Here is a 17842-nt window from a genome sequence, read left to right on the forward strand (position 1 = left end):
TGCTCATGCCCCAGAAAGCTAAGTCTCAACAGGCTAAGTCCCAGAACAGCCGTCGTCGCTTTTTACGCGATGTCGCCCGCACTGCGGGCGGGTTGGCGGCTGTTGGTGTGGTGCTGGGGCTTCAGCAACAAACTTCCCGTGCGAGTGGCGTCAAGCTCCGCCCGCCGGGCGCCCTTGATGAAAAAACATTTGCCAGTGCATGTGTCCGTTGTGGGCAATGCGTTCAAGCCTGCCCGTATGACATGTTGAAGTTAGCGACATTGGCATCAGGCTTGGCTTCTGGAACGCCATACTTCATCGCTCGAGAAAACCCGTGTGAAATGTGTGAGGACATTCCTTGCGCTAAGGTTTGCCCAAGTGGCGCATTGGATAAAGACATTGAGTCGATTAACGATGCACGCATGGGGTTAGCCGTTTTACTCGATCAGGAAAACTGCCTGAATTTTCAAGGGCTAAGGTGTGATGTATGCTACCGCGTATGTCCACTGATTGATGAAGCCATCACATTGGAACTGGAACAAAACCACCGAACCGGTAAGCACGCGCGCTTCTTACCCACAGTCAATAGCAACTACTGCACCGGATGCGGTAAATGTGAACAAGCCTGTGTATTGGAAGAGGCAGCTATCAAGGTATTACCAAGGTCGTTGGCAAAAGGTGAGTTAGGGCACCATTACCGCTTTGGTTGGCTGGAGGGTAACAATGGCGAATCGTAAACGTGATGCCGGACGTGAAGCTCAGGCAAAAAAAGGCTGGTGGCAAAGCCACAAATGGTTGGTGTTTAGACGCATAAGCCAATTGCTGGTGTTAGCGATGTTCCTAAGTGGGCCTTGGTTTGGGGTGTGGATTTTACATGGTAACTACAGCAGTAGCTTATTGTTAGACACCGTACCTTTGACTGATCCCTTAATTACGTTAGAGAGCTTAGCAAGTGGTTACTTACCGGGGATCTCCGCGCTAATTGGGGCTGCTATCGTATTTGGGGTTTATGCACTGTTGGGTAAGCGCATTTTCTGTAGTTGGGTCTGCCCTGTAAACCCCGTGACGGATGCCGCAGCGTGGTTAAGACGTAAGTTTGATTTTAACCAGTCTGCAACCATACCCCGCAATATTCGCTATGTATTGCTGGTGGTGATCCTGATCGGTTCTGCGATTACAGGCACCTTACTTTGGGAATGGCTTAATCCCGTTTCATTAATGGGGCGCAGTTTAATTTTTGGTTTTGGCAGCGGTGCATTGGTTTTAGTTGCACTGTTTTTATTCGATTTATTAGTTGTGGAACATGGTTGGTGCGGTCACCTTTGCCCATTAGGTGCGCTATATGGCGTAGCTGGGTGTAAAGGCGCATTGGTTGTTACAGCGGAAAATAAAGAAAACTGTAGCCGTTGTATGGACTGTTTCCACATTTGCCCGGAGCCGCAAGTTCTGCGCGCACCGGTCCTAGATAAACAAGCTCCAGCGCAGATATCAGATAAGGATTGCATCACTTGCGGTCGTTGCATCGATGTTTGTTCTGAGGATGTTTTTAAAATAACACTAAGATGGAGTTCGGGAGCGAAATCATGAAAAATCCTGTCCTGAAAAAGACGATCAGCCGTTGGGTGGCTGGAATGGCCTTTGTTGTAAGCAGTCTTGTTTGGGCTGCTAATGGTGTAGACCTGACCCAATCACCAGAAGTATCCGGTACGTCAGAAGGAAGCATTCATATTCCGAAAGAGCAAGAAAGAATGGCATTAAACTATGTGAATCAGCCACCAATGATCCCACATAGTGTTGAAGGTTATCAAATTACCACTAATACTAATCGTTGTTTGCAATGCCATGGCGTGGAAAATTATCGTACCACAGGGGCACCAAGAGTTAGCCCAACGCACTTTATGGATGCAACAGGCAAAGTCCTCGGCGAAGTCGCACCAAACCGTTACTTCTGTCTACAGTGCCACGTGCCGCAATCAGACACAGCACCGATTGTTGATAACACATTTACCCCATCCAAAGGTTTTGGGAAATAAGGGGGAATTATGTCAAATAACAATGATAAGCAAACACATGATGACAAGCCGAAGAAAAAGGGTTTGTTTGGGCTAATCGGCCGAGTATGGCGGTGGTGGCGTAGGCCAAGCCGTTTAGCATTAGGAACCTTATTACTGATTGGTTTCGTGAGTGGTGTTATCTTCTGGGGCGGCTTCAATACGGGTATGGAAATGGCCAATACGGAAGAGTTCTGTATTAGCTGCCATGAAATGCGTGAGAATGTCTATGAAGAATATATGGATACTATTCACTATACTAACCGTAGTGGTGTCCGTGCAACTTGCCCAGATTGTCACGTACCGCATGAGTTCGGCCCCAAAATGGTGCGTAAAATTCAAGCGAGCAAGGAGTTATACGGAAAAATTTTTGGCATCATCGACACGCCTCAAAAATTTGAAGACCATCGGTTAGCGATGGCGCAAAGCGAGTGGCGACGGATGAAAAATAACGACTCACAAGAGTGTCGTAACTGCCACAACTTTGAGTATATGGATTTCACGGCACAAAAAGGGGTTGCAGCTAAAATGCATGACCAAGCCATCACGGATGGCAAAACCTGCATTGATTGCCATAAAGGGATCGCCCATAAGTTGCCGGACATGCGTGAAGTTGAACCTGGCTTTTAATTTAAGGTAATCATTTTATGATGAGTTATACCGATGAATTATAAGTAATGATCAATAAATAGGCTGGTTATGCGTTTGAGTATGATCAGCCTAAGTTATATTTGTGTTAAATCAATATATTTGCTTTTTTAATGTGTATTGTATGATTCTGTCGCGCAGCATTTACTAACAATATAATAAATCAGGGTAATTAAACTATGTGGAAAAAGCTTCATCAACTTGCCATCCCAGTTAACCTTTACCGGTTATGTGGGCGTCTAATACCGTGGTTTATCATATTGAGTGTAATTTGTTTAGCAGTGGGATGGATTTGGGGATTTGGCTTTGCGCCAACCGATAAAGTCCAAAGCCAAAGTTATCGTATTATGTATATCCATGTGCCTGCTGCAATGTGGTCAATGGGGATCTATGCCACCATGGCGATCACCGCTTTTGTCGGTCTCGTATGGCAAATGAAAGTCTCTGAATTGGCGATAGCTGCAATGGCGCCTGTCGGGGCGGTATTTACCTTTATCGCATTGGTTACCGGTGCGACATGGGGTAAACCAATGTGGGGGGCATGGTGGGTATGGGATGCACGTTTAACTTCTGAATTAATTCTGTTTTTTCTGTATGTGGGGATTATTGCTTTATGGCATGCGTTTGATGACCGCCGTACAGCAGGAAAGGCCGCTGCAATTTTAGTATTAATTGGTGTGATTAACTTACCTATCATTCATTATTCAGTTGAATGGTGGCAAACCTTGCACCAACCATCTACACGTATGCAAGAAAGCATCGATCCTGTAATGCGTACGCCACTACGTTTAGCTATCCTTGGTTACCTGTTTCTTTTTATCTCATTAACGTTAATCCGTTTACGTAGTCAATTATTGATGTTAGAACGTAACCGTCCATGGGTATTAGATATTGTGAATAAAAAAGGACGTCAATCATGACTAGCGCATTTGCATCTTGGAGTGAGTTTTGGGCGATGGGCGGCTATGGTTTTTATGTATGGCTGGCAGTTGCGCTGACATTAATACCTATTTTGTTACTCTGTTTGCATACATACATACAAAGAAAAATGATAATAAATGCAATTATTCAACAGCAAGCTCGTGAAGTAAGACAAAAAGCAGCAAGAGCGCGTAGGGAGGGAGTGTGAATATTCGTCGTCGTAACCGACTTTGGTTGATCTGTTCCATATTGGTTGGCGTGGGGTTAACCCTCGCATTGATTCTCTACGCATTGCGCTCAAGTATTGACTTGTTTTATACCCCCGGTGAAATCATCTACGGTAAGCGGGAAACTCAGCAAATCCCTGAAGTTGGGCAACGTTTGCGCGTTGGCGGCATGGTGATGCCCGGTAGTGTGGTACGTGATTCTGACCCTGTCTCTAATGCCGTCAATATCACTTTCACGGTTTATGATGCCGAAGGTGAAGTGGACGTAAGTTATCATGGAATTTTGCCTGACTTATTCAAAGAAGGGCAAGGTGTTGTTGTTCAAGGGGAATTACAAGAGAATAATCATATTTTAGCGAAAGAAGTGCTTGCTAAACATGATGAAAACTATACGCCACCAGAGGTTGAAAAGGCGATGCAGGAAAACCATCGCAGGCCAGCTGCTGCCTATAAGGACAATGCATCATGATCCCTGAAATTGGTAGCGTTTTACTGTGTTTGGCATTAGGTCTTGCCGTTTTGCTGTCTTTTTACCCGCTATGGGGAGTGGCTCGCAATGATGCCCGCCTGATGGCATCATCGCGTCCATTAGCATGGTTACTTTTTCTCTGTGTAACAGGGGCATTCCTAGTATTAGTGAATGCCTTTGTTGTTAATGATTTCTCAGTCACTTATGTTGCCAATAACTCGAATACGCAATTGCCAATTTGGTATCGTGTTGCTGCAACATGGGGAGCTCACGAAGGCTCATTATTACTTTGGGTATTATTAATGAGCGGCTGGACATTTGCGGTAGCAATTTGCAGTTACCGAATGCCTCTCGACATTGTCGCCCGTGTTTTGGCCGTCATGGGGATGGTTAGCGTTGGTTTCTTACTGTTTATCATCTTCACTTCAAATCCGTTTTCTCGCACGCTGCCCGCCTTTCCGATTGAAGGGCGTGACCTCAACCCATTACTACAAGACCCCGGGCTGATTTTCCACCCACCATTGTTATATATGGGCTATGTCGGCTTCTCAGTGGCATTTGCCTTTGCGATTGCGGCATTGTTAAGTGGCCGGTTAGATAGCTCTTTCACGCGCTTCGCTCGCCCTTGGACGATGGCAGCATGGTTCTTTTTAACACTGGGGATCATGCTAGGTTCCGCATGGGCCTATTACGAATTAGGCTGGGGAGGCTGGTGGTTCTGGGACCCAGTGGAAAATGCCTCCTTTATGCCATGGTTAGTGGGGACGGCATTGATCCACTCACTTTCCGTTACTGAACAGCGAGCCACGTTTAAAGCCTGGTCACTATTATTGTCGATTTTTGCTTTCTCACTGTGTTTACTCGGGACTTTCTTAGTCCGTTCAGGGGTATTGGTTTCTGTACACGCCTTTGCCTCAGACCCATCTCGGGGGTTATTCATCTTAGCCTTCATGGTGTTAGTGATTGGCGGCTCTTTATTGGTGTTTGCACTGCGTGGGCACAAAGTACGCTCAAGAGTTAACAATGCGCTATGGTCTCGTGAATCCATGTTATTGGGCAATAACGTTATCCTAACAGCAGCGATGTTAGTCGTGTTACTCGGTACATTGCTACCGTTGGTCCATAAACAAATTGGTCTGGGTACGATTTCCATTGGTGAACCGTTCTTTAATACCATGTTTATCGCGTTGATGGTGCCATTTGCCTTGTTACTTGGAATTGGCCCACTCGTACGCTGGGGGCGTGACCGCCCTGCGGCTATCAAAAAATTATTAATCATTGCAACGGTATTAACCGTTATTCTCTCTTTTGCCTTGCCATTATTAATGGAAGATAGGGTAGAAGCGCTGACGGTTGTCGGCTTAATGATGGCGTGCTGGATAGCTATTCTTGCGTTCGCGGAAATGCGAGTGCGCATCAGTAAGAAAATCAAGCTCACGCCAAGTTATTGGGGAATGGTACTGGCGCACTTAGGTTTAGCGGTAACCATCGTCGGTATTGCCTTTAGCCAAAATTACAGTATTGAGCGTGATGTGAAAATGAAGCCGGGCGATAGCATTTCAATTCGTGCTTATACCTTTGTATTTAATGGGGTAAAAGAGGCTGATGGCCCTAACTACCAAGGCGTTATTGGCAGTATTTCAGTGAAAGAGAAAGACAAAGTCATCGGTGTTTTAATGCCAGAGAAACGTTTTTATAGCGTTAGCCGAGCAGTTATGACCGAAGCCGCGATTGATGGCGGTTTTACTCGCGATTTATATGCCGCATTGGGTGAGGAAATTGCTAAAGATACGTGGACGATGCGTTTGTATTATAAACCGTTTGTTCGTTGGATCTGGTCTGGTGGCGTATTAATGGCTATCGGTGCGTTATTTTGCTTGTTTGACCCACGTTATCGTCGTCGTAAATTACAAGGGGAAACAGCATGAACCGCAAAGTCTTCTTAATTCCTTTTATTATTTTTGCAGGAATTGCTGCGGTTCTGTTATGGCAATTGATGCGTAATGCAGAAGGGGATGACCCTCGCTTATTAGAATCCGCTTTAATTGGTAAGCCAGTGCCCGTTTTTCGCCTTGAGTCACTAGAAAACCCCGGTCAACATTATGAATCGGATGTGCTAACACAAGGGCAACCTATCTTGTTGAATGTTTGGGCGACATGGTGCCCAACATGCCGTGCAGAACATCAATATTTGAATAAATTGTCTGCACAAGGTGTCCGTGTGGTCGGGTTGAATTATAAAGATAAACGGGATAAGGCCATTGTGTGGTTACGTGAGTTGGGTAACCCTTATGCTCTGAGTTTATTTGATGGTGAAGGTATGTTAGGCCTTGATTTAGGGGTATATGGTGCACCTGAAACGTTCTTAATTGATGGCAATGGAGTGATCCGTTATCGTCACGCAGGGGCAATGGACGAGCGCGTTTGGGAAAAAGAATTTAAACCCCTTTGGGAGCGCTATAATCAGGAGGCGAACCAATGAGGTATTTATTGGGTTTATTGATGTTAGCGTTAAGTGCAACGGTGACATATGCATCGACAGAAGTGTTTACTTTCGATAATGAACAGCAAGAGCAGCAATTCCGTAAGTTAACCGAAGAACTGCGTTGTCCTAAATGTCAAAACAACAGTATTGCGGATTCTAACTCAATGATTGCACTGGACTTGCGCCAAAAAGTGTATGAGTTAATGAAGGAAGGCAAAAACCGCGATGAAATCGTTGATTATATGGTTGCTCGCTATGGTTACTTCGTCACTTATAACCCACCTCTGACACCGCTCACGGTGATGCTATGGGGGTTACCATTTGTTGCTATAGCGGTAGGCGGCTGGATCATTTTTGCCCGTTCTAAAAAACGCGTTAGATTAAAACAGGTTGAGCAGGGTGATGAGGAAGCATTGCCTGAGGCCTCTCGTACCAGCAATTGGGTTTATTTACCCGGGTTTATCATCGCATTAGGTGTTGCGGGTGGGGCTTATTATCAGGTAGGCAGTTACGAGAAAGTGGCAGATTGGAATAATGCCTATCAACAAGCCCCTGCTTTGTTAGATAGAGCACTAGACCCATCTGAGCCGCCACTCAATAATGCGGAAATGGAACACCTTGCTTTAGGGTTACGCACTCGACTGCAGGAAGACCCGCAAAATGTAGAAGCGTGGGAAATGCTAGGCCGTATTGGTATGGTGTTGGGGAATGCTACTATGGCAACCGATGCCTATGGCCGTGCTTATCGCCTAGCCCCTAAAAATGAAAATGTAGTGATGGGATATGCGGAGGTTTTGACGCGCTCTTCTGATCCTGAAGATAACCGCCAAGGTGCAGAATTACTTAAAAAGCTGATCGCAGAAGACCGCACTAATGTGAAAGCGTTGAGTATTTTTGCATTCAATGCATTTGAGCAAGAACGCTACGCTGAAGCCATTTCTGCTTGGCAAATGATGCTAAAACTGCTGCCAGAGAATGATCAACGTCGTCCTATTATCGAGCGCAGTGTTGAACAAGCTCTGATGATGGTGCATGAAAAGAAAGGGCAGCCTTCCGATAAGTAAGTTTTTTCACTGATAGTGTTATACAGGTGTTCGCCTGTATAACACTCCCTTTCATATTATAATCCACGATTTTGATTACTTCGGTTTGTTAAAGATAGCTGATATCAATTCTTTTAATATAGTTTGAGTTTATAACTAGATAAAAGGAAGCAATATGGCCACTCGACTAATGCGTAATTATCATCAAACCAATATCTCTCACCCAGTCGTATCAGGTTTGAATAAACGCCCATTAGATAAAGAAGTTAAAAGAAAGCTTGTGAATCAGCAGCTAGAATTAAATAAATTTGCTGAAAGTATTAAAAAAAAGCAGATTGACCGGAAAGGGTCAAAAATTCCCACTCGTGTTTTTACTTTAAGACATGCCTATTCAGATCCTTCAAATATTCATCAAAAAAATATATCAGGGGCATTGGCATTAAATCGGTCGGTTTCGGAGCCAAGCAATCTAAATCGCTCCCACAGGACGCCAGTTCAAAAGAGGACATTAGCGAGAGCGCAACCTAATTATCAGCCAAGTCAGGCTCCAAGAAGCCCACAATATATTCAAAAAGCAAAAGACGACAAGATCGCCGCATATCAATCACTCTCTGATGTGGTTAAAAATTTTCTTAACGAAAAGCTCAGCTATAAAATTTTGGTCACTTTCAAAAAAGGGTTAGCTGGCAAGGAAGTAAAAAAATATATGGTTGCTTATGAAGAATTTAAACAAGGTGTTAGTGATAAAGAAAAAGAGCAATATTTACAGATTAAATTGAGTGGTTTGACGCCAGATAACCGATTTCAATCAACCAAAACGGTTTGGATTGAACTGGATAAACTCAAGCCAATTCAAACTAAAGAAGAGATAACCAAGGTAATGGTTAACACAAAATGGTCTCATCTAAATCGCTAGGGTTAGATGGTTAATAGCCAAATAATGTTAAAGTAAATAATGAGCTTATTATTTACTTTAATTTCAATCTGTTGTGTTGAGAATAGATATTTAATCAATAGATTGATTTTAATCAGCAATTGTCTGTTTTTTAGTCTTTTGTATGCGATGCTGCGCTGTGGTTAACATTAATTCTGAAAATAAATAACAACACCCTTCCAAATAAGATACAATTCCGCACTATAAAATTCATACTGAGATGACGGAAAAACGTTGCACCTGCGCCCTTTTATCAAACAGCTATCCGCTTATCTTGCTTTGCTTGCCATTGCAATGTTGTTTATTGCACCTTTGGTTTCTAAGTCCATGGTGCATATGGACACTTGTACAGATATACAAAGTGAGATGGTAGACTCTTCTATGCATTCGCATCACAGTATGCCTATGTCTGAAGGCTGTGACGTTTCTATACCAATGAACCATATGTTAATGACGGGGATAGGGCAGTCTCCGATGGAAGATATTGCATGTGGTTACTGCCAATTATTGATCCACTTCCCATTTCTTATCTTACTTATTGCTGCGGTTATTCGGCAATTTGCCACGCTAACGCTATTTATTCCCTTTGATAGCTGCACTCACATTTGGTTATTTAGACCATGGTCATTACATCTCGCTCGAGCCCCACCAATCTCCTGATTTCTTAATATTATAAATTTTCAAATTAATTAAATTGCTACTTTTGCTTTTATTGTGCAAAGCGCTTTCGTTCATCTTGAATTTCTTTGATTTTTAAGAGGTTCATTCATGAGGGCTGAAAATGTATTTGCAAGCTAAGAGGCGAAAGCAGCGTAGCTATACTCTAAGAAACAGGTAAAAAATGAACACACACGTTTTTAAAGTGGCTCCTATTGCAACACTGGTAATTAGTGCAATTTTTACGGCATCTACAGCCGCTAAAACTGAAATCAACCAAAGCCCAATTTCAGATAGCTCAGTGATGATTGTGACTGCGCCAGTTGATTCACCATTAACGATTACGACATCACCTAAAACACCAAGGCAGCCCGTCCCTGCGAGTGATGGTTCTGATTATCTCAAAACTATTCCGGGTTTTTCACAAATACGAAACGGTGGGACTAACGGTGATCCTGTTTTTCGTGGCATGTTCGGCTCGCGTTTGCGTATTTTGACCAATGATAGCGAGATGTTAGGTGCATGTCCTTCTCGTATGGATGCGCCTACATCTTATATCTCACCGGAAAACTTTGATGTACTGAATATGATTAAAGGCCCTCAAACTGTTTTATGGGGGCCTGGGAACTCTGCGGGAACCATCCGTTTTGAACGTGAAAAACCGCTATTTACTGAAGCAGGAATGAAAGGAAACGCGAGTGTTTTAGCCGCATCTAATGAGCGTTGGGATGGCAATGCAGATGTGAGTTTAGGTAATGAGTCTGGCTACATTCGCGTTATTGGCAATAAGTCACGTTCTAATGATTATAAAGATGGTAATGGGGACAAAGTACCGTCTAAATGGGACAAATGGAATACTGATATTGCGGTTGGTTGGACACCTGATGAATACACATTATTAGAGTTGACTGCTGGTAAAGGCGATGGGGAAGCTCGCTATGCGGGGAGGGGAATGGATGGCTCTCAGTTTAAACGCGAAAGCTTAGGATTGCGCTTTGAGAAAAGTAATCTCAGCGATGTGTTAGATAAAATTGAAGCGAATGTCTACTACAATTATGCCGATCATATAATGGATAACTACTCGCTTCGTTCTCCATCAGGTGGCGGAATGAGTGGTGGTCATATGGGGCATGGTGGCCATGGCATGATGAATATGCCAATGAAAATGCGAGTTGACCGTGAAACCATGGGGGGGCGAACGATGGGAACATGGTTATGGTCAGACTATGAACTGCGTGCCGGCGCAGACATGCAAACCAATAAGCATCGAAAAAACAATCACAATAGCTGGAAAAAAGATGCACAATTTCAAGATTATGGTGTTTTTAGCGAGCTAACTTGGCATCCAACTGAACAAGGCAAAGTGGTCAGCGGGGTACGTTTAGACCGCGTGATAGTCGAAAATAATACAGGAGTAGGTTCTTCAGGGCGTAATACTGTGATGCCAGCAGGCTTTGCGCGTTATGAGCATTCTTTATCGGGTACGCCTGTTATGTTATATGCAGGTGTCGGTTATACAGAACGCTTTCCTGATTATTGGGAATTGTTCTCGCCTAAACTCGGCCCGGATGGCAGCAATAATGTGTTTGATAAGCTAAAAACTGAAAAAACGACTCAGCTAGATATTGGTGCTAAATATAGCCATGAAGACACCAATGCATGGGTTTCTGCATATGTAGGGCGTGTTGATGATTTTATTCTCTTCCGTTATAGCGCAACAAATCCAAGAATGAGCCAGGTGGAAAATGTGGATGCGTTAATTATGGGAGGAGAACTCGGTGTTGCACAAAAACTCAGTGATGAGTGGAAAGCGGATGCAAGCCTTGCGTATTCATGGGGCGAAAACCGTACAGATGGAAAGGCATTACCGCAAATGCCACCGTTGGAAAGCCGATTTGGCTTATCGTGGGAAAAAGGCGATTGGACCACGACAGGCTTAGTACGAGTCGTGAGCCGCCAAAATCGCGTTGCCATTAATGATGGTAATGTAGTGGGTAAAGATTTTAGCAAAAGTGCGGGTTTCACAATTTTTTCATTAAATACAGCGTATAAAATTAATGAAAACATGAAATTAAGCGCAGGTGTTGATAACCTTTTTGACAAAACCTATAGCGAGCACCTTAATTTAGCTGGAAACAGCGGTTTTGGCTATTCATCCAACGTGCCAGTGAATGAACCAGGGAGAAATTTCTGGGCAAAAATGAATGTGACTTTTTAATTATTAGCTCAACAACCCATACAACTTTTGTGTGGGTTGCTTGCTGGCTGGTTGTTAAATAGCTAGTTGTTAAATACCTAGTCGTTAAATAATAACGGGAATATAATAATTTAGTTCTTGAATGAAATGGCGTGAATCATTAATGAATGCCTCATAAGAGGGTTTAGACTTTAGGACATATTGCTCAACATCTGGCCCTTCACCACGGACGATATCCATTTCAGCAAGCACCTTCCCATAAGCAGTATAGATAATGTCATTGTAATCTATACCATGAAGGCTACTAGTGATTTTGATTTCTAAATAATTTCCTGAGGGTAACTGTAAGTTAGTTGCTTGCGGAAGCGCAATACTAACATCTTGTTCATCTAGAGCCGTGGTATATAGGAAATGCCCTTCTGCATTAGCGCTTTGGTCAATACCATGGATAGCATATAAATGCTGCGTGACATAAGGGTTTTTCTCAAAAAAAGCCCTCCAATAGTATCGGCGCAGTTCATCGGTTTTTAGGTTCCACTCATTAATATCTTTAGTATAACGATGCTTAGTTCCGAGTAAGTTGATTGCGGGTAACTGAGCCAATTTAACTTGAACACTGAGCTCTTTACTCTCTCGTAAAGGTAAACAGAACCCTTCAACTTTCCATCCTTCTCGTTTTCTATATTCAGAAGGGGTCAGATTAAATTGCTTTTTAAACGCGCGGCAAAAAGTTTGTTGCGAGTCAAAGCGGTATCTTAGAGAAATGTCCATTATGCTGTCATTTGTTAGCCGTAATGCGACAGCAGAACAAGAAAGACGTCTTGCTCGGATATAGGAGCCAAGTGCGAGTCCTGTTTGGTTTTTAAATAGGCGCTGAAAGTGCCATTTTGTGTATCCTGATTTATCGGCAACAGTATCTAGGGATAGGCGAGATTCTAAATTTTGTTCTATCCAGAGAATGATTTCCCTGATAACACTTTCTTGTAGCATGATTATCCTTTCAGGTCTCTTTTACTTACCAATAAAATAAGAGGTCATATAATAACTCAGTGTGATGACTGGTAAGTATTCATAGGTGCTCGTAATAGGATAGCATGCTAACTGACAATTTTATTAAAAAGATGTGAAGTTAAGTAAGTTTTGATAAGGGAGGGGTTAGATTGAATGCTTAAATACACTTGTTAGGCGTTTACGTAATTTGCCTAATTTTTACATACTGTGTATAGACTGAAAGTAATGAATATGGCATAAGTGTGAGACATAATTTTATTTACATCTAAGACGATCTGTTATAGTAATCTATTTTAGAGATTCAAAATAAGATTGAAATAATGTAACTTACTAATCTTAAAAGTGCTTTAACCTTATAAGCGTAATATAGAATGTCTTATTATTATTACCTGAATCTAATCTTGTTATTTCGACTAATAAATAAAAAAAAACGTCTTTTTTTATGATGAAAAAAATTTTTCTTTATTATAATTGCTTTGTGGAAACTTATTGATACGGATGAATACAAATTGTCACGAATTTCCTAAGGTTATAACATTAAATTTGGCAATATAGTTTTATCAAATTGGAAATGTAAGCTAGAATTTAAATTAAATTGGAAATACAATTTATTAGCTGGTGACTGACTATAACCTAGTTTCTATCTTTATTGGGTCTTAAAATGTTATGTGATGACCATCACAACTAAAATGTAACAATGAAATAGATATAATCTAATTATATCATCTGCTTATCTGGTTTTTCTGTTTGTTTTTCATTAATGGATTGTCTTAAAACGATTCATTTAATCAGAGTTTTATTATTTTAAGTCAATTTATAAATTTACGGTTGGTGATAATTTACGCACCGGTTGATAATATTCATTTTAATATTTAGTAGAGGTTATTATGGGCAAGGAAAGCATTGCTAAAATGCTAGGGATAAAAATCCGAAAACAGCGAGAAAACCATAAAATATCGATAGAAAAAATGGCAAGCTTAATCGGTGTAACAGAAGAAGAAATGAATCGATTCGAGACTGGCGAAAGTTGCATTGATGTTGATTCATTATTTCAATTTGCTTATCTTTTCAATGTTGATCCTACGTCTTTTTTATATGGCGTCGTAAATGTAAATGGTGGTACATATAGCTCAATACATTGATTATAAGTGATTTAGGTGTGTTACAAATAATATTGCATTATTTACTTGTAGAATAATATTACTTGTTACTATTAGGGTTATCTTTATATTTTATAGAAATCAAATATATCCATAGGTATTTAGCTGTTTTATTACTTTATCTGTTAGTTCATTAGCGCGACTCCATTGATTAATCTTAGCTAACTTTGTGTTGCTACCGAGTCTTAAAACAAATTGGTCGAGTTGCTCTACAATAAAATTATTTTGATTAATTTCTTGATTTCTTTCATTAAAAGGGAGATTTTTCTCTACTTCATATCGGTTATTACATTGTTTTAAAGACAGTTTGTCTGAAACCTTTCCTGTATTGAAAAAGATTTCAAATGAAATCAATAAACCACCTTCTTGGCGAAAGTTAATCATCAATACATCGCCATCAGCTCTTTTCGTAAAGGGATGTGAGTATTGGATCGCAGGGTTTGAAAGTACAACATCAGGTATTAAAGATAACAATAGTTCTATATTTTTTGCGATAGTGTTTCGTAATGTATTGAATGGCAATTGGTTTTCAGTCTCTAATATTCTGTGTGTTACGATACGTAATAACCCTGTTTCTGTGCCACGTTTAGACATTAATGACGTTTTTATTTGGTTGAACTGGTAATCAAAGCTAAGAGGCTGGCTATAGTTAATCAATGTGTCATGGAATATTGCTTTCTTTAATACTTCCTTCAATTCACTTTCACTATAGTTGGGGATATCATTTAATAGGATATCTTTTCCTGCTGTTACAGCCATCTGAATAGCAAATTTTAGTAACTCATCACTGCAAGTGGACGTCATTATGATGCAATCAACATCATCATTATTGATCAGTTCTTCTATCTTTTTCTTTTGGCACATAAAGTCAGTCATAGAAGGGAGTGATGGAGTCAAATGGCAAATTGACTTTAGCTCACTATGATGGGTGCAGCATTTTATCGCATCAATATAAAGTTGGTTATAAGGTGCTGTGCCGATTAAACCAATACCAGAGCGATTAATTGACGTGACAGAATGCTGTTCTTCAAGTAAACGAAGGTGGCCGAGTAAATAAAGAAAGTGTGTATTTAACATGCTTAGCCCTCATTCTTGGTTTTATCTAACGCGAGATATAATCCCAACATAGCAGGGTGAAATAATAATTTCATTTGATTGTCTTTTTAGAATTTGTATTTTCTGATGAGATTCACAAATCCAAGAAAAAGATGAAACTTAATTAACATTCAATAAATACGTTTATGTTAATGAGGGAGAGGATTGGAAGGGGCTCTGAATTAATGGAGGTGTTTAATTACAGAGCCGTATAACTTAGACTAAGCTGCTGCCCTGGCGATAGGCTAATGCCACTGTCAGTGATTGTGCTAAACATAAGGTGGCTGATTGCGAACGAAATGCATCTACTTGGGCTTCTTTGATAACAAAACAAACATCACTGAAACTTGCCAACGGGCTGATTTGGCTGTCAGTAATAACGATCTGTTGTGCGCCTGCTTGAGCTGCTTTCTCACTTACCATGACCGTTTCCGAGGCGTAAGGTGTGAAACTGATTGAAATAACAACGTCATTTTCACTGATCCGGCTGATCTGCTCCTTGAACATCCCACCAAGTCCATCAATGAGTACTGGGCGACATTCCAAATGGCTAAGGGCGTAGCTCAAATACGTTGCAACGCTGAATGAGCGACGCAAACCGATAATGTAGATATTTTGTGCGTTCGCTAATAACGATACCGCTTTTTCGATATCCTCTGCGGGAGTTCTAGCTGCCATTTGTTGCAAAGCTTGGGCGTTAGAGTGCGCGAATTCCTTCAAAATTTGTGAAGGATCATCACTTAGTTCTTGAGAGCCATCCATTTCACGAAACATGCGCGCTCTATCGGTATAGCTGGCGGTTTCTTCAACAAGGTTCATACGAAACAATTGTTTCATTTCATTAAACCCACTGAAATTAAACGCATTTGCAAAACGGATCAGCGTCGAAGGCGGAACTTTCGCTTCTTTTGCAATGACGGCGACAGTATCAAATGCGACGCTATTCGTATTGTCTAATACGTAGCGTGCCACTTGCTGTAGCCGTTTACTTAATTCGTCGTATCGCGAGCGAACCTGCTCTTGAAACTCATTTAAATTTGATGCACTTGACATATAACCTCCAGAATTTGGCTCTAATTGTAGTTGTTTTACGGCGTTAGTCGAATCTTTTTGAAACACTTAGTTCATATTTAAAAATTTTCTTTTCTTGAAATCTCAAAATAATTTGAATTTGGGATAATAAATTGAACAGCTTACATCAATTTGTTCTCTTGTTTTCTTGATTGAAAGCAAGACATATTTTGCTCAACACAACAGCCAAATAGCCAATAAATAAGTGATGAAAGTAAGTTTAAGTCTGGTGTTTTTTCGTCACTATTAGAAATTGCATAAAAACTTTGTCTAGATCACATAAATTGAATGTTATTTCAAATTTAGTTGTAAATGAAACAAATATTTCATATACATTGAGTAACTAGGTAACTCTGTCAGCTAAAGAGAGGCAACATGGAACAGATTCATAATTTTATTGGTGGTGAAATAGTATCCAGTAAAAGTGGGCGTTTTGCGCCCGTATTCAACCCAGCAACGGGGGAGCAAAGTGCTCAGGTTGTGCTTAGCAGTGCCGATGAAACAAAAAAAGCCATTGAAATTGCGAATAAAGCATTTCCTAAATGGTCAAAACTTTCTCCTTTGAAACGTTCTCGGATCTTATTCAAATTTAAAGCATTGCTTGAAGAGAATATGGATGAACTGGCGCGTTTAATATCACAAGAACACGGTAAAGTTTTTTCTGATGCGGTAGGTGAATTAACTCGTGGCTTGGAAGTTGTTGAATTTGCATGTGGTATTCCTCACTTACAAAAAGGTGAGCACTCAGCCAATGTTGCTACAGGGGTTGATAGCCACTCATTAATGCAGCCTTTGGGAGTTTGTGCGGGGATCACGCCATTTAATTTCCCAGCAATGGTACCGATGTGGATGTTCCCAGTGGCTATTGCAACAGGAAATACCTTTGTTTTAAAACCGTCAGAAAAAGATCCTTCTTTAGCCTTAGCATTAGCTAAATTGTTAAAAGAAGCTGGCTTACCTGATGGCGTATTTAACGTTGTTCAAGGGGACAAAGAATCTGTCGATGTGCTCTTAACTGCGCCAGAAGTTCAGGCAGTTAGTTTTGTTGGTTCAACGCCTATTGCTGAATATATTTACACGACGGCATCTGCTCATGGCAAGCGCTGCCAAGCACTCGGTGGTGCGAAAAATCACTGTATCTTAATGCCGGATGCGGACATGGGGCAGGCAGCTAATGCTATTATGGGTGCGGCATTTGGCGCTGCAGGTGAGCGTTGCATGGCATTATCCGTCGTCTTGGCAGTCGGTGATGAAACAGCAGATGCACTCATTGCTAACTTGAAAGGCCAAATTGCTAAAATGTCCGTTGGTCCTGGTATTACCGAAGGCAAAGAAAATGACATGGGACCCGTCATTTCAGCACAGCATAAAGCTAAAATCTGTGACTATATTACCAGCGGTGAAAAACAAGGTGCGACTTTATTGGTTGATGGCCGTGATTTTAAAGTTAAAGGCTTCGAAAATGGTTATTTTGTAGGGCCAACATTATTTGATAATGTCACCCCTGAAATGGACATTTATAAAGAAGAAATTTTTGGGCCTGTATTAGCGGTGGTGCGTGTTCCAGATTTCGAAACAGGTTTGAAACTAATTAACCAACATGAATATGGTAATGGAACAGCGATTTTTACCCGTGATGGTGAAACTGCGCGTGAGTTCCAAGAAAATGTCCAAGCGGGAATGGTTGGCATCAATATTCCGATTCCAGTACCGATGGCATTTCACAGTTTTGGTGGTTGGAAACGCTCTATTTTTGGTCCATTAAATGTACATGGAAATGACGGTGTTCGCTTCTATACTCGCATGAAAACAGTCACTAGCCGTTGGCCTGCAAGCGTTCGCTTAGAACACCATGAAAGTAGTTTCACAATGCCTACCATGGAATAAACGGAGA

At 41.3% G+C, this 17842-nt stretch carries 18 protein-coding genes; 15 read left to right on the forward strand and 3 right to left on the reverse strand.

From position 1 onward, the window contains the following. Positions 1-5: 5 nt before the first annotated feature. The 13 genes from napG to PR809_RS06545 all read left to right on the forward strand — a co-directional run bounded on the left by napG (position 6) and on the right by PR809_RS06545 (position 11632). Positions 6-716, forward strand: coding sequence for a ferredoxin-type protein NapG (gene napG, locus PR809_RS06485; RefSeq protein ID WP_102139976.1), 711 nt, complete (start codon positions 6-8; stop codon positions 714-716). Next, positions 703-1566, forward strand: a complete 864-nt coding sequence (napH, locus tag PR809_RS06490) for a quinol dehydrogenase ferredoxin subunit NapH (RefSeq protein ID WP_102139975.1) — start codon at positions 703-705, stop codon at positions 1564-1566. Before napG ends, napH begins: the two co-directional genes overlap by 14 nt. Then, positions 1563-2012, forward strand: a complete 450-nt coding sequence (gene napB / locus PR809_RS06495) for a nitrate reductase cytochrome c-type subunit (protein ID WP_004913351.1) — start codon at positions 1563-1565, stop codon at positions 2010-2012. The genes napH and napB overlap by 4 nt, the downstream gene beginning before the upstream one ends. A gap of 9 nt (positions 2013-2021) precedes the next feature. Continuing rightward, a complete protein-coding gene (napC, locus tag PR809_RS06500; protein ID WP_102139974.1) occupies positions 2022-2660 on the forward strand; it encodes a cytochrome c-type protein NapC in 639 nt (212 codons plus the stop codon). 197 nt (positions 2661-2857) lie between these two features. Beyond that, positions 2858-3598: a heme ABC transporter permease gene (locus PR809_RS06505; protein WP_195697564.1), complete on the forward strand. Its 741-nt coding sequence runs from the start codon at positions 2858-2860 to the stop codon at positions 3596-3598. Beyond that, positions 3595-3807 (forward strand): heme exporter protein CcmD, encoded by a 213-nt coding sequence (gene ccmD, locus PR809_RS06510; RefSeq protein WP_004262214.1) that lies wholly within the window; start codon positions 3595-3597, stop codon positions 3805-3807. Before PR809_RS06505 ends, ccmD begins: the two co-directional genes overlap by 4 nt. Then, the gene (gene ccmE / locus PR809_RS06515) at positions 3804-4295 is read left to right on the forward strand and encodes a cytochrome c maturation protein CcmE (protein WP_036958480.1); all 492 of its coding nucleotides are present in this window, start codon (positions 3804-3806) and stop codon (positions 4293-4295) included. The genes ccmD and ccmE overlap by 4 nt, the downstream gene beginning before the upstream one ends. Continuing rightward, the gene (locus PR809_RS06520; RefSeq protein WP_102139971.1) at positions 4292-6223 is read left to right on the forward strand and encodes a heme lyase CcmF/NrfE family subunit; all 1932 of its coding nucleotides are present in this window, start codon (positions 4292-4294) and stop codon (positions 6221-6223) included. The genes ccmE and PR809_RS06520 overlap by 4 nt, the downstream gene beginning before the upstream one ends. Beyond that, positions 6220-6777 (forward strand): thiol:disulfide interchange protein DsbE, encoded by a 558-nt coding sequence (gene dsbE, locus PR809_RS06525; protein WP_004262204.1) that lies wholly within the window; start codon positions 6220-6222, stop codon positions 6775-6777. The genes PR809_RS06520 and dsbE overlap by 4 nt, the downstream gene beginning before the upstream one ends. After that, a complete protein-coding gene (locus PR809_RS06530; protein WP_102139970.1) occupies positions 6774-7844 on the forward strand; it encodes a cytochrome c-type biogenesis protein CcmH in 1071 nt (356 codons plus the stop codon). Before dsbE ends, PR809_RS06530 begins: the two co-directional genes overlap by 4 nt. A 154-nt stretch (positions 7845-7998) precedes the next feature. After that, positions 7999-8739: a hypothetical protein gene (locus tag PR809_RS06535; RefSeq protein WP_272524493.1), complete on the forward strand. Its 741-nt coding sequence runs from the start codon at positions 7999-8001 to the stop codon at positions 8737-8739. 252 nt (positions 8740-8991) lie between these two features. Continuing rightward, positions 8992-9417, forward strand: a complete 426-nt coding sequence (locus PR809_RS06540; RefSeq protein ID WP_206276920.1) for a DUF2946 domain-containing protein — start codon at positions 8992-8994, stop codon at positions 9415-9417. 181 nt (positions 9418-9598) lie between these two features. Next, complete coding sequence (locus tag PR809_RS06545) at positions 9599-11632, forward strand: TonB-dependent copper receptor (RefSeq protein WP_206276919.1); 2034 nt, start codon at positions 9599-9601, stop codon at positions 11630-11632. 84 nt (positions 11633-11716) lie between these two features. On the opposite strand, the gene PR809_RS06550 is transcribed toward PR809_RS06545, so the two are convergent. Beyond that, positions 11717-12601, reverse strand: a complete 885-nt coding sequence (locus PR809_RS06550; RefSeq protein ID WP_166265486.1) for a helix-turn-helix domain-containing protein — start codon at positions 12599-12601, stop codon at positions 11717-11719. Positions 12602-13509: 908 nt separating this feature from the next. On the opposite strand from PR809_RS06550, the gene PR809_RS06555 reads away from it, so the two are divergent. Further along, positions 13510-13764 (forward strand): helix-turn-helix domain-containing protein, encoded by a 255-nt coding sequence (locus tag PR809_RS06555; RefSeq protein WP_102137344.1) that lies wholly within the window; start codon positions 13510-13512, stop codon positions 13762-13764. Between the two features lie 99 nt (positions 13765-13863). Here PR809_RS06555 and PR809_RS06560 read toward each other — a convergent pair whose 3' ends face one another. Together PR809_RS06560 and PR809_RS06565 are read right to left on the reverse strand one after the other, a co-directional pair. After that, positions 13864-14859, reverse strand: a complete 996-nt coding sequence (locus tag PR809_RS06560; RefSeq protein ID WP_229597474.1) for a hypothetical protein — start codon at positions 14857-14859, stop codon at positions 13864-13866. 234 nt (positions 14860-15093) lie between these two features. Next, entirely contained in the window at positions 15094-15930 is an 837-nt protein-coding gene (locus tag PR809_RS06565; RefSeq protein ID WP_004913314.1) for a MurR/RpiR family transcriptional regulator, read from the reverse strand. 393 nt (positions 15931-16323) lie between these two features. On the opposite strand from PR809_RS06565, the gene PR809_RS06570 reads away from it, so the two are divergent. Continuing rightward, the gene (locus PR809_RS06570; protein ID WP_195697558.1) at positions 16324-17835 is read left to right on the forward strand and encodes a CoA-acylating methylmalonate-semialdehyde dehydrogenase; all 1512 of its coding nucleotides are present in this window, start codon (positions 16324-16326) and stop codon (positions 17833-17835) included. Positions 17836-17842 lie beyond the last annotated feature (7 nt).

The organism is Providencia sp. PROV201 (assembly GCF_028479545.1).
Classification (GTDB): domain Bacteria; phylum Pseudomonadota; class Gammaproteobacteria; order Enterobacterales; family Enterobacteriaceae; genus Providencia; species Providencia huaxiensis.

Excerpts from the sequence above, each read along its gene's own strand:
- napG (WP_102139976.1), top strand. The coding sequence starts at position 6 with ATGCCCCAGAAAGCTAAGTCTCAACAGGCTAAGTCCCAGAACAGCCGT.
- napH (WP_102139975.1), top strand. The coding sequence starts at position 703 with ATGGCGAATCGTAAACGTGATGCCGGACGTGAAGCTCAGGCAAAAAAA.
- napB (WP_004913351.1), top strand. The coding sequence starts at position 1,563 with ATGAAAAATCCTGTCCTGAAAAAGACGATCAGCCGTTGGGTGGCTGGA.
- napC (WP_102139974.1), top strand. The coding sequence starts at position 2,022 with ATGTCAAATAACAATGATAAGCAAACACATGATGACAAGCCGAAGAAA.
- PR809_RS06505 (WP_195697564.1), top strand. The coding sequence starts at position 2,858 with ATGTGGAAAAAGCTTCATCAACTTGCCATCCCAGTTAACCTTTACCGG.
- ccmD (WP_004262214.1), top strand. The coding sequence starts at position 3,595 with ATGACTAGCGCATTTGCATCTTGGAGTGAGTTTTGGGCGATGGGCGGC.
- PR809_RS06520 (WP_102139971.1), top strand. The coding sequence starts at position 4,292 with ATGATCCCTGAAATTGGTAGCGTTTTACTGTGTTTGGCATTAGGTCTT.
- dsbE (WP_004262204.1), top strand. The coding sequence starts at position 6,220 with ATGAACCGCAAAGTCTTCTTAATTCCTTTTATTATTTTTGCAGGAATT.
- PR809_RS06530 (WP_102139970.1), top strand. The coding sequence starts at position 6,774 with ATGAGGTATTTATTGGGTTTATTGATGTTAGCGTTAAGTGCAACGGTG.
- PR809_RS06535 (WP_272524493.1), top strand. The coding sequence starts at position 7,999 with ATGGCCACTCGACTAATGCGTAATTATCATCAAACCAATATCTCTCAC.
- PR809_RS06545 (WP_206276919.1), top strand. The coding sequence starts at position 9,599 with ATGAACACACACGTTTTTAAAGTGGCTCCTATTGCAACACTGGTAATT.
- PR809_RS06550 (WP_166265486.1), bottom strand. The coding sequence starts at position 12,601 with ATGCTACAAGAAAGTGTTATCAGGGAAATCATTCTCTGGATAGAACAA.
- PR809_RS06555 (WP_102137344.1), top strand. The coding sequence starts at position 13,510 with ATGGGCAAGGAAAGCATTGCTAAAATGCTAGGGATAAAAATCCGAAAA.
- PR809_RS06560 (WP_229597474.1), bottom strand. The coding sequence starts at position 14,859 with ATGTTAAATACACACTTTCTTTATTTACTCGGCCACCTTCGTTTACTT.
- PR809_RS06565 (WP_004913314.1), bottom strand. The coding sequence starts at position 15,930 with ATGTCAAGTGCATCAAATTTAAATGAGTTTCAAGAGCAGGTTCGCTCG.
- PR809_RS06570 (WP_195697558.1), top strand. The coding sequence starts at position 16,324 with ATGGAACAGATTCATAATTTTATTGGTGGTGAAATAGTATCCAGTAAA.